Source organism: Escherichia sp. WS1265 (genome assembly GCF_046487585.1).
In the GTDB taxonomy this organism is placed as follows: domain Bacteria; phylum Pseudomonadota; class Gammaproteobacteria; order Enterobacterales; family Enterobacteriaceae; genus Escherichia; species Escherichia coli.
Map to the genome: position 1 here is coordinate 75,943 of NZ_JBJQJE010000022.1, position 15,136 is coordinate 91,078.

Annotated in this window: 14 protein-coding genes, 2 tRNA genes and 1 rRNA gene; 4 read left to right on the plus strand and 13 right to left on the minus strand. The window is 53.2% G+C overall.

The genetic code is table 11. The features are described 5' to 3' along the window. Positions 1-29: 29 nt before the first annotated feature. Positions 30-2,051 carry a DNA helicase Rep gene (gene rep / locus ACJHX3_RS19885; RefSeq protein WP_001238886.1) on the minus strand — a complete coding sequence of 674 codons (2,022 nt, stop codon included), beginning with the start codon at positions 2,049-2,051 and terminating at the stop codon, positions 30-32. A gap of 86 nt (positions 2,052-2,137) precedes the next feature. Here rep and ppiC point away from each other — a divergent pair, with 86 nt between their 5' ends. Then, the gene (ppiC, locus tag ACJHX3_RS19890) at positions 2,138-2,419 is read left to right on the plus strand and encodes a peptidylprolyl isomerase PpiC (protein WP_001140258.1); all 282 of its coding nucleotides are present in this window, start codon (positions 2,138-2,140) and stop codon (positions 2,417-2,419) included. A 45-nt stretch (positions 2,420-2,464) separates the two neighbouring features. On the opposite strand, the gene ilvC is transcribed toward ppiC, so the two are convergent. Beyond that, positions 2,465-3,940 carry a ketol-acid reductoisomerase gene (gene ilvC / locus ACJHX3_RS19895; protein WP_000024951.1) on the minus strand — a complete coding sequence of 492 codons (1,476 nt, stop codon included), beginning with the start codon at positions 3,938-3,940 and terminating at the stop codon, positions 2,465-2,467. Between the two features lie 149 nt (positions 3,941-4,089). Here ilvC and ilvY point away from each other — a divergent pair, with 149 nt between their 5' ends. Next, positions 4,090-4,980, plus strand: a complete 891-nt coding sequence (gene ilvY, locus ACJHX3_RS19900; RefSeq protein ID WP_000365790.1) for an HTH-type transcriptional activator IlvY — start codon at positions 4,090-4,092, stop codon at positions 4,978-4,980. Here the strand turns inward: ilvY and ilvA are convergent. From ilvA to ilvL, 7 genes are all read right to left on the minus strand, one after another. Continuing rightward, positions 4,977-6,521: a threonine ammonia-lyase, biosynthetic gene (ilvA, locus tag ACJHX3_RS19905; RefSeq protein ID WP_000785616.1), complete on the minus strand. Its 1,545-nt coding sequence runs from the start codon at positions 6,519-6,521 to the stop codon at positions 4,977-4,979. The genes ilvY and ilvA overlap by 4 nt on opposite strands. Before the next feature lie 2 nt (positions 6,522-6,523). Then, positions 6,524-8,374: a dihydroxy-acid dehydratase gene (gene ilvD, locus ACJHX3_RS19910; protein WP_001127388.1), complete on the minus strand. Its 1,851-nt coding sequence runs from the start codon at positions 8,372-8,374 to the stop codon at positions 6,524-6,526. Positions 8,375-8,438: 64 nt separating this feature from the next. Continuing rightward, positions 8,439-9,368 (minus strand): branched-chain-amino-acid transaminase, encoded by a 930-nt coding sequence (gene ilvE / locus ACJHX3_RS19915; protein ID WP_000208520.1) that lies wholly within the window; start codon positions 9,366-9,368, stop codon positions 8,439-8,441. Between the two features lie 19 nt (positions 9,369-9,387). Then, positions 9,388-9,651 (minus strand): acetolactate synthase 2 small subunit, encoded by a 264-nt coding sequence (gene ilvM, locus ACJHX3_RS19920; RefSeq protein WP_000983255.1) that lies wholly within the window; start codon positions 9,649-9,651, stop codon positions 9,388-9,390. Continuing rightward, positions 9,648-11,294: an acetolactate synthase 2 catalytic subunit gene (gene ilvG, locus ACJHX3_RS19925; protein WP_001012592.1), complete on the minus strand. Its 1,647-nt coding sequence runs from the start codon at positions 11,292-11,294 to the stop codon at positions 9,648-9,650. The genes ilvM and ilvG overlap by 4 nt, the downstream gene beginning before the upstream one ends. 2 nt (positions 11,295-11,296) lie before the next feature. Continuing rightward, positions 11,297-11,347 (minus strand): peptide IlvX, encoded by a 51-nt coding sequence (gene ilvX / locus ACJHX3_RS19930; RefSeq protein ID WP_001387183.1) that lies wholly within the window; start codon positions 11,345-11,347, stop codon positions 11,297-11,299. An 86-nt stretch (positions 11,348-11,433) separates the two neighbouring features. Continuing rightward, complete coding sequence (gene ilvL, locus ACJHX3_RS19935) at positions 11,434-11,532, minus strand: ilv operon leader peptide (protein WP_001311244.1); 99 nt, start codon at positions 11,530-11,532, stop codon at positions 11,434-11,436. A 352-nt stretch (positions 11,533-11,884) separates the two neighbouring features. Here ilvL and ACJHX3_RS19940 point away from each other — a divergent pair, with 352 nt between their 5' ends. Beyond that, positions 11,885-13,405 (plus strand): YifB family Mg chelatase-like AAA ATPase, encoded by a 1,521-nt coding sequence (locus tag ACJHX3_RS19940; protein ID WP_000058950.1) that lies wholly within the window; start codon positions 11,885-11,887, stop codon positions 13,403-13,405. Positions 13,406-13,430: 25 nt separating this feature from the next. On the opposite strand, the gene maoP is transcribed toward ACJHX3_RS19940, so the two are convergent. Further along, positions 13,431-13,769, minus strand: coding sequence for a macrodomain Ori organization protein MaoP (gene maoP, locus ACJHX3_RS19945; RefSeq protein ID WP_000841001.1), 339 nt, complete (start codon positions 13,767-13,769; stop codon positions 13,431-13,433). Between the two features lie 118 nt (positions 13,770-13,887). Here maoP and hdfR point away from each other — a divergent pair, with 118 nt between their 5' ends. Next, positions 13,888-14,727: an HTH-type transcriptional regulator HdfR gene (hdfR, locus tag ACJHX3_RS19950; RefSeq protein WP_000379247.1), complete on the plus strand. Its 840-nt coding sequence runs from the start codon at positions 13,888-13,890 to the stop codon at positions 14,725-14,727. Positions 14,728-14,822: 95 nt separating this feature from the next. On the opposite strand, the gene ACJHX3_RS19955 is transcribed toward hdfR, so the two are convergent. The 3 genes from ACJHX3_RS19955 to rrf all read right to left on the minus strand — a co-directional run. Beyond that, positions 14,823-14,898: transfer RNA gene (locus ACJHX3_RS19955), tRNA-Trp, on the minus strand. 8 nt (positions 14,899-14,906) lie between these two features. Then, positions 14,907-14,983: transfer RNA gene (locus tag ACJHX3_RS19960), tRNA-Asp, on the minus strand. Between the two features lie 54 nt (positions 14,984-15,037). Continuing rightward, a 5S ribosomal RNA gene (rrf, locus tag ACJHX3_RS19965) occupies positions 15,038-15,136 on the minus strand; the annotation flags it as partial.

The window sequence follows — 15,136 nt, forward strand, 5'->3', positions numbered from 1 at the left end:
CGATGCTGACGCATCTTTTCCGGCCTTGATTATTTCCCTCGTTTTGCCGCCATCATAGCTTTCAGATTCGCCAGATGGCTTTGCCCTTTCTGCATCCGTTCTTCGGCGCTGACCACTTTACGCTCCTGTTCCCAAATCAAATCATCCTGCGGCAGCTCCAATAAGAATCGGCTTGGTTCCGGGCGCACCAGTTCGCCGTACTGACGGCGTTCTTTACACAGCGTAAAGGTCAATTCCTTCTGGGCACGAGTAATGCCGACATAGGCCAGCCGCCGCTCCTCATCGATATTATCTTCATCGATGCTGCTCTGGTGCGGCAAAAACCCCTCTTCCATACCGACCATGTAGACATAAGGAAACTCCAGCCCTTTCGACGCGTGCAGAGTCATCAGTTGTACCTGATCCAGCTCTTCCTCGCTCTCGCCGCGCTCCATCATGTCGCGCAAAGTAAAGCGCGTCACCACCTGGGTGAGCGTCATCGGCTCATCCAGTTCGCTGCCTTCCAGCATCTCCGTCATCCAGCTAAACAGTTGGTTGACGTTCTTCATGCGCATTTCGGCAGCTTTCGGGCTGGGCGATGTTTCGTACAGCCAGGATTCATAATCCATGCCGTGGATCAGATCGCGCACCGCGGCAATCGGCTCCCGCTCCGCCAGGCGCTGGATTTCTGCCAACCAATGAGTGAAGCGGGTCAATGCTTCATAACCACGTCCGCTCAGGGTCTGACTCAGGCCCATATCAAAGCTGGCGGTAAACATGCTTTTATTGCGCGTCATCGCCCACTCACCCAGCTTTTTCAGCGTAGCCGGGCCAATCTCTCGCTTCGGCGTGTTAACGATACGCAGAAATGCGCTGTCATCGTCCGGGTTAGTCAGCACGCGCAGATAAGCCAGCAAATCCTTGATTTCAGGACGAGAGAAAAACGACGTACCACCAGAAATTTTGTACGGGATGCGGTTTTGCATCAGGAATTTTTCAAACACCCGCGACTGATGGTTACCGCGATAAAGAATGGCGTAATCTTTGTACTGCGTTTTATTGACGAAGTGATGCGCGATCAGCTCGCCGGTGACTCTCTCGGCTTCATGTTCTTCGTTATTCGCGCTTAAAACTTTTAGCTCCGCGCCATAGCCCAGTTCGGAGAACAGACGCTTTTCAAAGACGTGCGGGTTATTGGCAATGAGGATGTTCGCCGCTTTCAGAATACGTCCGGAAGAGCGGTAGTTCTGCTCAAGCTTAATCACCTTCAGCGCCGGAAAATCCTGGCTCAACAGCACCAGGTTTTGCGGACGTGCACCGCGCCAGGAGTAGATCGACTGATCGTCATCGCCAACTACGGTAAAGCGCGCGCGGCTGCCCACCAGCAGTTTCACCAGTTCATACTGGCTGGTGTTGGTGTCCTGATACTCATCCACCAGCAGGTAGCGAATTTTGTTCTGCCAGCGCTCGCGGACTTCTTCATTGCGTTGCAGCAGTAACGTCGGCAATAAAATCAGATCATCGAAATCGAGAACGTTACAGGCTTTCAGGTGTGCATCATACAGCCCATAACAATGGGCAAAAATACGGTCCCGCTCGCCAATCGCACTGGCTGCCGCCTGGGACGGTGTTTTGAGATCGTTCTTCCAGTTAGAGATGGTCGAAATCAGCTGTTGCAGGAGAACTTTGTCATCTTCAATCAGCCCCTCGGTCAGCTCTTTAAGCAAAGCAAGCTGATCGGTATCGTCAAACAACGAGAAGTTTGCTTTCATCCCAAGCGCCGCATACTCGCGTTTGATGATATCCAGCCCCAGCGTGTGGAAGGTGGAAATCATCAGCCCGCGCGCCTCTTTGCGCCCCAGCGTCTGCCCGACACGCTCTTTCATCTCGCGCGCCGCCTTATTGGTAAAGGTCACCGCCGCGATATGTCGCGCCTGATAACCGCAACCGCGGATCAGATGGGCGATTTTATTGGTGATGACACGAGTTTTACCGGAACCCGCGCCTGCCAGCACCAGGCAGGGGCCGGTAACGAATTCGACAGCTTGTTGTTGGCCGGGGTTTAGACGCATAGGAAAATCGCTCAATGAAAGTCGGGAGGGGAAAATAACAGCGTGGTAGTATAGCCAGCCTCATCCTTACCACTCAAGGCACGATCATGGCAAAAACAGCAGCAGCACTGCATATCCTTGTAAAAGAAGAGAAACTGGCTCTGGAACTTCTCGAGCAGATTAAGAACGGTGCCGATTTCGGCAAGCTGGCGAAGAAACACTCCATTTGCCCGTCAGGTAAACGCGGTGGTGATTTAGGTGAATTCCGCCAGGGCCAGATGGTTCCGGCGTTCGATAAAGTGGTTTTCTCTTGTCCGGTACTGGAGCCAACCGGTCCGCTGCATACCCAGTTCGGGTATCACATCATTAAGGTGCTTTACCGTAACTAACAGCAAGGCCTTCTCCGGGAGAAGGCCTTGAACTCTGAATCGCACTTAACCTGCAACAGCAATACGTTTCATATCCGTCATATAGCCGCGCAGTTTCTTACCTACCTGCTCAATCGCATGGCTGCGAATCGCTTCGTTCACATCACGCAACTGCGCGTTATCTACCGCACCTTCCGGAATAGCTTTACCCAGGTCGCCCGGTTGCAGCTCTGCCATAAACGGTTTCAGCAGCGGCACACAAGCGTAAGAGAACAGATAGTTACCGTATTCAGCGGTATCAGAAATAACCACGTTCATTTCATACAGACGCTTACGGGCGATGGTGTTGGCAATCAGCGGCAGTTCGTGCAGTGATTCATAGTAAGCAGACTCTTCGATGATGCCGGAATCAACCATGGTTTCAAACGCCAGCTCAACGCCCGCTTTTACCATCGCGATCATCAATACGCCTTTATCGAAGTACTCCTGCTCGCCGATTTTGCCTTCATATTGCGGCGCGGTTTCGAACGCGGTTTTGCCGGTCTCTTCACGCCAGGTCAGCAGTTTCTTATCATCGTTGGCCCAGTCCGCCATCATGCCGGAGGAGAATTCGCCGGAGATGATATCGTCCATATGTTTCTGGAACAGCGGTGCCATGATCTCTTTCAATTGCTCAGAGAGCGCGTAAGCGCGCAATTTCGCCGGGTTAGAGAGACGGTCCATCATCAGCGTGATGCCGCCCTGTTTCAGTGCTTCGGTGATGGTTTCCCAACCGAACTGAATCAGTTTTTCTGCGTATGCCGGATCGGTGCCTTCTTCCACCAGCTTGTCGAAGCACAGCAGAGAGCCAGCCTGCAACATACCGCACAGGATGGTTTGCTCGCCCATCAGGTCAGATTTCACTTCCGCAACGAAGGACGATTCCAGCACGCCTGCACGGTGACCGCCGGTTGCTGCCGCCCATGCTTTAGCGATCGCCATGCCTTCGCCTTTCGGATCGTTTTCCGGGTGAACGGCAATCAGCGTCGGTACGCCGAATCCACGTTTGTACTCTTCACGTACTTCGGTGCCTGGGCATTTCGGCGCAACCATTACTACGGTGATGTCTTTACGGATCTGCTCGCCTACTTCGACGATGTTAAAACCGTGCGAGTAACCCAGCGCCGCGCCGTCTTTCATCAGTGGCTGTACGGTGCGCACTACATCAGAGTGCTGCTTGTCCGGCGTCAGGTTAACCACCAGATCCGCCTGCGGGATCAGTTCTTCGTAAGTACCCACTTTAAAACCGTTTTCGGTCGCTTTACGCCAGGATGCGCGCTTTTCGGCAATCGCTTCTTTGCGCAGAGCGTAGGAGATATCGAGACCTGAATCACGCATGTTCAGGCCCTGGTTCAGCCCCTGTGCGCCACAGCCGACGATGACTACTTTTTTACCCTGAAGGTAGCTCGCGCCATCGGCGAATTCATCGCGCCCCATGAAGCGACATTTGCCCAGCTGTGCCAGCTGCTGGCGCAGATTCAGTGTATTGAAGTAGTTAGCCATGGTGATTCCTCGTGATGTTGTGCTTCTTATTGTTCGGTTCGCGTTTGCGAGATTGAATTCACTATATGACAGGAAATTTATTGCGGAAATTGATATATTCACAACGTCACATTGCAATTTTTGCAACGTCAACATTGAGGGCTGCGCCATTGGATTTACGCGATCTGAAAACCTTCCTGCATCTGGCGGAAAGCCGCCATTTTGGCCGTAGCGCGCGGGCAATGCACGTTAGCCCGTCTACGCTTTCGCGACAAATACAGCGCCTAGAAGAAGATCTCGGTCAGCCGCTGTTTGTGCGCGATAACCGCACGGTAACGCTGACGGAAGCGGGCGAAGAACTGCGCGTTTTCGCCCAGCAAACGCTGTTGCAATATCAGCAATTGCGCCACACCATCGACCAGCAAGGACCGTCGCTCTCTGGCGAATTACATATCTTCTGCTCGGTGACCGCTGCCTACAGCCATCTGCCGCCGATTCTGGATCGCTTCCGCGCGGAACACCCGTCGGTGGAGATTAAACTCACTACTGGTGATGCGGCAGATGCAATGGAAAAAGTGGTCACTGGCGAAGCGGACCTGGCGATTGCCGGGAAGCCGGAGACGCTACCCGGCGCAGTGGCGTTTTCGATGCTGGAGAATCTGGCAGTGGTGCTGATTGCCCCCGCGCTGCCCTGCCCGGTGCGTAATCAGGTGTCGGTAGAGAAGCCGGACTGGTCAACGGTGCCGTTTATCATGGCCGATCAGGGGCCGGTACGCCGCCGCATTGAACTGTGGTTTCGACGCAATAAAATCAGCAACCCGATGATTTACGCCACGGTTGGCGGACATGAAGCAATGGTATCGATGGTGGCGCTCGGCTGTGGCGTGGCGCTGTTGCCGGAAGTGGTGCTGGAAAACAGCCCCGAACCGGTGCGGAACCGCGTGATGATTTTAGAGCGCAGCGATGAGAAAACGCCGTTTGAGCTGGGCGTGTGTGCGCAAAAAAAGCGGCTGCATGAGCCGCTGATTGAGGCATTCTGGAAGATTTTGCCGAACCACTAACCCGCCAAAAAGAACCTGAACGCCGGGTTATTGGTTTCGTCGTGGCAATCGTAGCCCAGCTCATTCAGCCGGGTTTCGAAATCCGGTTCATGGTCGCCAAGTTCGAACGCCGCCAGTACGCGCCCGTAGTCGGTACCGTGGCTGCGATAATGGAACAAAGAAATGTTCCAGTGCGTACCCAGCGTGTTGAGGAAGCGCAACAGCGCCCCCGGTGACTCCGGGAATTCGAAGCTGTAGAGGCGTTCCTGCAACGGATGCGATGGGCGCCCGCCAACCATATAACGCACATGCAGCTTCGCCATTTCGTCGTCGGAGAGATCAACCACGCTGTAGCCGCCGTCGTTGAGCATCTGCAAAATTTCTTTGCGCTCTTCGAGACCGCGGCTCAGGCGCACGCCGACAAAAATGCAGGCGTTTTTGGCATCAGCAAAGCGGTAGTTGAACTCGGTGACCGAGCGCCCACCAAGTAACTGGCAGAATTTGAGGAAGCTGCCCTTTTCTTCCGGAATGGTCACCGCCAGTAACGCTTCACGCTGTTCGCCCAGTTCGCAGCGTTCCGAGACGTAGCGCAGACCGTGAAAGTTCACGTTGGCACCGGAAAGAATATGCGCCAGCCGTTCACCGCGAATGTTGTGCTGGGCGATGTATTTTTTCATCCCTGCCAGCGCCAGCGCGCCAGAGGGTTCAGCCACCGCGCGTACATCTTCGAACAGGTCTTTCATCGCCGCACAGATGGCATCGCTATCGACGGTGATGATGTCGTCAAGATACTCCTGGCACAAACGGAAGGTTTCATCGCCGATACGTTTTACCGCGACGCCTTCAGCAAACAGCCCCACGCGGGGCAGATCAACGGGATGACCCGCATCCAGCGCCGCTTTCAGGCAGGCGGAATCTTCCGCTTCCACGGCGATCACTTTGATTTGCGGCATCAGTTGTTTGATCAGTACCGCGACGCCCGCCGCCAGACCGCCGCCGCCGACCGGTACAAATACGCGGTCGAGATGGGCGTCCTGCTGGAGCAGTTCCAGCGCCAGCGTGCCTTGCCCGGCGATCACCATCGGATGGTCGAACGGCGGCACCCAGGTGAAGCCCTGCTGCTGTGACAGTTCGATTGCTTTCGCTTTCGCTTCGTCAAAGTTCGCGCCATGAAGCAGCACTTCGCCGCCAAAGCTGCGCACCGCATCAACTTTTATATCGGCGGTGGCGGTTGGCATGACGATCAGCGCCTTCACGCCTAACCGTGCGGAAGAAAACGCGACGCCCTGCGCGTGGTTACCCGCAGAAGCGGTGATCACGCCGTGCGCTTTCTGTTCTTCCGTCAGGCCCGCCATCATGGCGTATGCACCGCGCAACTTAAAGCTATGAACTGGCTGGCGATCTTCGCGCTTCACCAGAATCACGTTATCAAGACGAGACGAGAGCTTTTCCATTTTTTGTAGCGGCGTGACCTGCGCCGCTTCGTAGACCGGCGCGCGCAGCACCGCTCTTAAATATTCGGCACCTTCCGGGGTACCGGACAGGGGTTGCGAGTCAGCCATTATTAACCCCCCAGTTTCGATTTATCGCGCACCGCACCTTTGTCGGCGCTGGTTGCCAGGCTGGCGTAGGCGCGCAATGCAAAGGAGACCTGACGTTCGCGATTTTTCGGCGTCCAGGCTTTGTCGCCACGAGCTTCCTGCGCTTCACGACGTGCCGCCAGTTCGGCATCGCTTACCTGTAACTGAATGCCACGGTTGGGAATGTCGATAGCGATAAGATCGCCGTCTTCAATCAGACCAATGCTGCCGCCGCTTGCCGCTTCCGGCGAGACGTGGCCGATGGAAAGACCAGAGGTGCCGCCGGAGAAGCGTCCGTCGGTGATCAGCGCGCAGGCTTTACCGAGACCCATTGATTTCAGGAAGCTGGTTGGGTAGAGCATTTCCTGCATCCCCGGACCGCCTTTCGGGCCTTCGTACCGGATCACCACCACATCGCCAGCGATAACTTTGCCGCCGAGAATCGCTTCTACCGCGTCATCCTGGCTTTCGTACACTTTCGCCGGGCCGGTGAATTTGAGGATGCTGTCATCGACGCCCGCGGTTTTAACAATGCAGCCGTTTTCTGCGAAATTACCGTAGAGCACCGCCAAGCCGCCGTCTTTGCTGTAGGCGTGTTCCAGCGAGCGGATACAGCCGTTTGCGCGATCGTCATCGAGAGAATCCCAACGGCAATCCTGCGAGAATGCCTGTGTGGTACGAATGCCCGCCGGGCCAGCGCGGAACATATTTTTTACCGCGTCATCCTGGGTCAGCATAACGTCGTATTGTTCCAGCGTTTGCGGCAACGTCAGGCCAAGTACGTTTTTCACATCACGGTTCAGTAATCCCGCACGATCCAGCTCGCCGAGAATACCGATAACACCACCAGCACGATGAACATCTTCCATATGGTATTTCTGGGTGCTCGGCGCAACTTTACACAGCTGTGGAACCTTGCGGGAGAGCTTATCAATATCACTCATGGTGAAGTCGATTTCCGCTTCCTGCGCCGCCGCCAGCAGGTGAAGTACCGTGTTGGTAGAGCCGCCCATCGCGATATCCAGCGTCATGGCGTTTTCAAACGCCGCTTTGCTAGCAATATTGCGCGGCAGTGCACTTTCGTCGTTTTGCTCGTAGTAACGTTTGGTCAATTCAACAATGCGTTTACCAGCATTGAGGAACAGCTGCTTACGGTCCGCGTGGGTTGCCAGCAACGAGCCGTTGCCCGGCTGCGACAGGCCCAGTGCTTCGGTCAGGCAGTTCATTGAGTTAGCAGTAAACATCCCGGAGCAGGAACCGCAGGTTGGGCAGGCGGATCGTTCAACCTGATCGCTCTGGGAGTCAGAAACTTTCGGGTCTGCGCCCTGGATCATCGCATCAACCAGATCGAGCTTAATGATCTGATCGGACAGTTTGGTTTTCCCGGCCTCCATCGGACCGCCGGAAACAAAGATCACAGGAATATTCAGGCGCAGGGAAGCCATCAGCATCCCCGGGGTGATTTTGTCGCAGTTAGAGATGCAGACCATGGCGTCGGCGCAGTGAGCGTTGACCATATACTCAACGGAATCAGCGATCAGTTCGCGAGATGGCAGTGAATAAAGCATCCCCCCGTGGCCCATGGCAATCCCATCATCCACCGCAATGGTGTTGAACTCTTTGGCAACGCCGCCAGCCGCTTCAATTTGTTCGGCGACCAGTTTACCGAGATCGCGCAGATGGACGTGACCCGGTACAAATTGGGTGAACGAGTTCACAACCGCGATAATCGGCTTACCGAAATCGGCGTCGGTCATTCCGGTGGCGCGCCACAGCGCACGAGCACCCGCCATATTACGACCATGGGTGGTGGTGGCGGAACGGTACTTAGGCATACTTTATTTACTCCCAGTGTCTGTCTCGTAAATGGGACGGTGCGTGCCGTCCCATTTTTTGTATTTATTGATTAACTTGATCTAACCAGCCCCATTTATCTTCGGTTTCGCCAGTGAAGAGGCCGAAGAAGGCTTGCTGAATGCGTTTGGTAACCGGGCCGCAACGGCCTTCACCAACCTGAATACCGTCTACACTGCGCACTGGCGTGATTTCTGCCGCCGTACCGGACATAAACACTTCATCCGCCAGGTACAGTGATTCGCGCGACAGCACCTGCTCACGCACTTCAATTCCCAGCTCTTTCGCCAGTTTGATGATGGCGTCACGGGTAATACCCGGCAGCGCGGAGGAGGTGAACGGTGGGGTGAACAGCACACCGTCTTTCACTTCAAACAGGTTTTCGCCTGCGCCTTCAGAGATATAACCGTTCACATCCAGCGCGATACCTTCCTGATAACCGTGGCGGCGCGCTTCGCTACCCACCAGCAGGGAAGAGAGGTAGTTACCACCGGCTTTTGCCGCCGTCGGGATAGTGTTTGGTGCTGCGCGGTTCCAGGAGGAAACCATCGCATCGATCCCCTGCTCCAGCGCTTCTGCGCCCAGATACGCTCCCCACGGGAAAGCGGCGATAATTACATCGGTTGAGTATCCCGCTGGCGGGTTAACGCCCATACCAACATCACCGACGAAGATCAGCGGACGGATATAGGCGCTGGTGAGATTGTTTTTGCGGATCACGTCACGACAAGCTTCCATCAGCTCATCAATGCTCTGCGAAACCGGGAAGCGATAGATTTTGGCGGAGTCATGCAGACGCTGCATATGCTCACGATGGCGGAATACAACCGGTCCTTTGTGCGAGTCGTAGCAACGGATGCCTTCAAAAACCGAGGTGCCATAGTGCAGCGCGTGCGACATCACATGCACCTTCGCGTCTTCCCAGCGAACCATCTCCCCATTGAACCAAATGTAATCAGCTTTCTTCGTGGTCATTTTTATATTCCTTTTGCGCTCAGGCGCGGATTTGTTGTGATGTGGTTGTGCTCTGGCAGATGGCAACGTGTGCGACGTCCACCAGTTTATTTAACTGACTAAACAGTAAGTCGACCGACCGTGGGCTGGCAACGGTCAATTCGATATTTATATTTTGTGCATCGCTGGCGGCAGCCATATTCATTGAGCAGACGTGGAAACCACGATGACGCACCACGCGTAAAACACGTTCTAAGGTTTCTGGATTGAAGCGAGCCGATACATTGACCTGATGTTGCATCATGATAATTTCTCCAACATTTCTGAATTACTGGCACCAGGCGGCACCAGCGGCCAGACATTCTCAAGTTCGTCGATTGAGACATGAAGCAGGTATGGCCCATCACTGTTCAGCATGGTGTCGAGTGCCGCTTCAACCTGGTCTTTACGGGTGATGTGTTGGCCAGGGATGCCGAAGGCGCTGGCTAACATGAGGAAATCGGGGTTATCAGTAAGGGTGGTTTCGCTGTATCGTTCCTGAAAAAACAGTTGCTGCCATTGTCGAACCATCCCTAACCGTTGGTTATCGAGTAAGACGATTTTCAACGGTAACTGCTTGCGTTTTACGGTGCCCAGCTCTTGCACATTCATCATGAAAGAGCCGTCACCGGAGATACAGACGACGGTATCGTTCGGTCGCGCGACTTGTGCGCCAACCGCCGCTGGTAAACCAAAACCCATGGTGCCTAAGCCGCTGGAGGTGATGAAATTTTCCGGGCGAGTGTGGGCGATGTGCTGCGCAGCCCACATCTGGTGCTGCCCCACATCTGTGGTCACGACGCAATCCGCAGGTTTACGATCCGACAGTTGTTTTAACAACAACGGCGCGTAGATAGCGTCACCGGGATGGTCGTAGCGCCAGGCATGTTCATCACGCAGCTGCGCGCAGTATTGCTGCCAGTCATTGATATTTAACGGCTGCTGTAATGCTGGTAAAAGAGCATTTAAATCACCCTGTAAAGCCACATGTACCTGACGCAGCTTGTTCATTTCTGCCGGATCGATATCCATATGAATAACGCTGGCGTGTGGTGCGAAGGTGTTCAGTTTGCCAGTCACCCGGTCATCAAAACGTGCACCCACGGCGATCAGCAAGTCGCACTCCTGCACTGCGAAGTTCGCCGCTTTGGTGCCGTGCATTCCCAGCATGCCCAGATAGTACGGATAATCCGCTTCAACTGCGCCCAGCCCTTTCAGCGTGCAGGTGACAGGCATTTTTGTGGTAGCGAGAAATTCTCGCAGAGCGGGAACTGCCTGCGCCATGCCCACGCCACCGCCAACGTACAGCATCGGTTTTTGCGCTTTTAACAGCATCTGGCGCGCTTGCTCGACTTCGGCATGTGGGAAAGTCACTTCGTTTTCAACGGTGGTGAACCATGGTTCCAGATCGCCGCTGGCTAACTGGATATCTTTTGGGATATCGACCAGAACCGGACCTGGACGACCTGAACTGGCAACGTCGAATGCTTCAGCCATGATGCGCGGCAACTCTTCCAGTGATTGCACCAGGAAACTGTGCTTGGTGCAGGCTAACGACAACCCCAGAATATCCACTTCCTGAAATGCGTCAGTGCCGATAAACGGTGCGGATACCTGACCGGTGATGGCAACAACAGGGATGGAATCTAACAGTGCGTCCGCAAGCCCGGTTATCAGGTTGGTTGCACCCGGACCAGACGTGGCGATACATACGCCAGTTTTGCCGGTAGCACGGGCATAACCGATAGCTGCCATTGCCGCACCCTGCTCATGTCGGCACAGCAAGTGCTCCACGCCGCCGTCATACAATGCATCGTAAACCGGCATAATTGCGCCACCCGGATAACCGAAAACGGTATTCACACCCTGTGCCCGCAACGCATGTACCACCCACTGTGCGCCATTCATAGTTAGTTCCCCGTCCTGAATCTTGAGAAACAGAATTTTGTGCTGTTATTCATTGTCTGCTCCTCGGTTATGTTTTTAAGGTCAAAAAAAACCCCCGGACCTTTCGGTGCGGGGGTCTTAGTTCGTTAAGGCTTGATCTCTAAGCCTTTCCTCGTCCAAGTGCAGCCCCGCACGGTGGGATAATAATCACCACCACGCTAATCACGACCAGGCTAATCACTCGTAGAAGGGCTGTCATTTTGTCTTTTCTTGCATCTTGTTCGAAGGAATGCCTAAAGAGTTACCATAGATTTTGCGAATAGCACAAGATATTTTTTGGCCGATTTTTATGATGACTTTAATAATTTCAATAGAAATTGTTGTTTTTTAAAAAGAAAATAGTGAGTGAAAAAAATTCAATTTCAGTATAAATGTTGTTCCCTTCCTCGTAGTTCATCCTTTGTCCGCTGCATTTTTGCGAGCATCATTCCACCGCCAGAACAACTCAACTTCACTTGCACAAATAAACAGGAATCAGCCACTAAAATTCACGAATTAGCGGGCTACAGCAGCGATATCTTATGCACATAATGGTGACTCAAGGAGGGCTTATGTCACTGTCAATTGTTCATACCCGCGCAGCCCTGGGAGTAAATGCGCCCCCGATCACTGTTGAGGTACATATCAGTAAAGGTCTACCCGGCTTAACGATGGTGGGCTTACCAGAAACAACGGTAAAAGAAGCTCGCGATCGCGTGCGCAGCGCCATTATCAATAGCGGATATGAATATCCGGCGAAAAAAATCACCATCAACCTTGCTCCAGCCGATCTGCCAAAAGAAGGGGGACGATATGATTTACCTATCGCCATTGCGTTGCTGGCGGCCTCAGAACAGCTTGCAGCCAATAAGTTAGATGAATATGAATTAGTCGGAGAACTGGCGCTTACAGGCGCTCTGCGTGGCGTTCCCGGCGCAATCTCCAGTGCAACTGAAGCTATTAAGTCGGGCAGAAAAATTATCGTCGCGAAAGATAACGAAGATGAAGTGGGGCTAATTAACGGTGAAGGATGCCTGATAGCCGATCATCTGCAGGCTGTCTGCGCGTTTCTGGAAGGTAAGCACGCTCTCGAACACCCGAAACCAACTAATGCTGTATCCCGGGCGCTACAACATGATCTCAGTGATGTTGTCGGTCAGGAGCAAGGAAAGCGAGGACTGGAAATTACCGCCGCTGGCGGGCACAACCTTTTACTGATTGGACCGCCGGGAACAGGTAAAACAATGCTCGCCAGCCGTATTAATGGCCTTTTGCCAGATTTAAGCAATGAAGAGGCACTGGAGAGCGCTGCGATATTAAGTCTGGTAAATGCTGAATCAGTACAAAAACAATGGCGGCAGCGCCCGTTCCGCTCACCTCATCACAGTGCGTCGTTAACTGCGATGGTGGGCGGTGGTGCAATTCCAGGGCCAGGTGAAATTTCGCTGGCGCATAACGGCGTGCTTTTTCTTGATGAGCTACCTGAATTTGAACGGCGTACACTGGATGCCTTGCGAGAGCCGATTGAATCCGGGCAGATCCATCTTTCACGCACACGAGCAAAAATAACCTATCCAGCCCGTTTCCAGCTTGTCGCGGCAATGAATCCCAGCCCTACCGGACATTATCAGGGAAACCATAACCGCTGCACACCAGAGCAAACGCTGCGTTATCTCAACCGACTCTCTGGTCCCTTTCTCGACCGCTTCGATCTCTCACTGGAGATCCCATTACCGCCACCCGGCATTTTGAGTAAAACGGTAGTGCCGGGAGAAAGCAGCGCCACCGTTAAACAACGCGTAATGGCCGCCAGAAAGCGCCAATTTAAGCGGCAGAATAAACTGAACGCCTGGCTGGATAATCCGGAAATACGCCAATTCTGCAAGCTTGAGAGCGAAGATGCGCAGTGGTTGGAAGAAACGCTGATCCATCTGGGGTTATCGATTCGTGCCTGGCAGCGGTTATTGAAAGTTGCACGAACCATTGCTGATATTGATCAGTCCGACATTATCACACGTCAGCATTTGCAGGAGGCAGTTAGCTATCGTGCCATTGACCGTTTGCTCATCCATCTGCAAAAACTACTGACATAAAAAAAAGGGCATTTCGCCCTTTTTATTAATCGTCAGAATCGGTGTAGTCTTCAGCACCTTCAACCTGCGGTTTACCGCCGGAAAGGGTGTGAAAACGTTTTGGACGCTTGATACGCGTCATATACTTGGACCACACGCGTTCTGCTTCTGTCACTGGCTCACGTTCGCCACGGCATACTGCTACGAAGAGTTTCTCTTCCTCGGTAACCGGCTCGCGTTTGCCAAGATCCAACTCATTGAAGGCATAACCATGACGCTCAAGCAGTTGTGCCTCTTTGATGGTGAAGTCACCATGACGAGAGAATCCACGTGGATAATGTTTATTGTCGAAATATCGATTAGTCGTCGTAAAGCTTTCCGCCATCCTGCACGCTCCTAATTCTTTGACCGAGCTAGTTATGGCGCGGAGTATTAGTTACGCTTGACAGAGTGTAAAACAAAACATTTAAATCATAACGACAAATAATTTTGCGGAGAGCACTGTGGATACGGAATTGTTAAAAACTTTCCTGGAAGTTAGCCGAACACGTCACTTTGGTCGAGCAGCTGAATCGCTCTATCTGACCCAGTCAGCAGTGAGCTTTCGAATCAGACAACTGGAAAATCAACTGGGTGTGAACCTTTTCACCCGCCACAGAAACAATATCCGTTTAACCGCTGCCGGTGAAAAACTACTGCCTTACGCAGAAACGCTCATGAGCACCTGGCAGGCCGCCCGTAAGGAGGTGGCGCATACCTCACGACATAACGAGTTTTCTATCGGTGCCAGCGCCTCGTTGTGGGAATGTATGCTTAATCAGTGGCTGGGACGTTTGTATCAAAATCAGGATGCCCATACAGGCTTACAGTTCGAAGCGCGAATTGCCCAACGGCAGTCTCTGGTAAAACAGCTGCATGAACGCCAGCTTGATCTTCTTATTACAACTGAAGCGCCCAAAATGGACGAATTTAGCAGTCAGTTGCTGGGGTATTTCACTTTAGCGCTTTATACCAGTGCCCCTTCCAAACTTAAGGGAGATCTTAACTATCTGCGACTGGAATGGGGGCCAGATTTTCAACAGCATGAGGCAGGTTTGATCGGTGCTGACGAAGTTCCCATTCTGACAACCAGTTCTGCTGAACTGGCACAGCAACAGATTGCGACGCTTAATGGTTGCACCTGGCTACCCGTCAGTTGGGCGCGTAAAAAGGGCGGCCTGCATACCGTTGTCGATAGCACAACACTTTCACGGCCGCTTTATGCCATATGGCTGCAAAATAGCGATAAAAATGCGTTGATTCGCGATCTATTGAAAATTAACGTGCTGGATGAAGTGTATTAATCTGAATGGCTGGCAAGGATGCCGGTAGAAGGATTTACTTCGGCGAGGTTATTTCAGATAAAAAAAAATCCTTAGCTTTCGCTAAGGATGATTTCTGGCAGGGGCGGAGAGACTCGAACTCCCAACACCCGGTTTTGGAGACCGGTGCTCTACCAATTGAACTACGCCCCTAATTAGGGTGGCGGAACGGACGGGACTCGAACCCGCGACCCCCTGCGTGACAGGCAGGTATTCTAACCGACTGAACTACCGCTCCACCGAATTCTTTTACAACCACCGGTTTTATGACCGGCTTACTGCTTAATTTGATGCCTGGCAGTTCCCTACTCTCGCATGGGGAGACCCCACACTACCATCGGCGCTACGGCGTTTCACTTCTGAGTTCGGCATGGGGTCAGGTGGGACCACC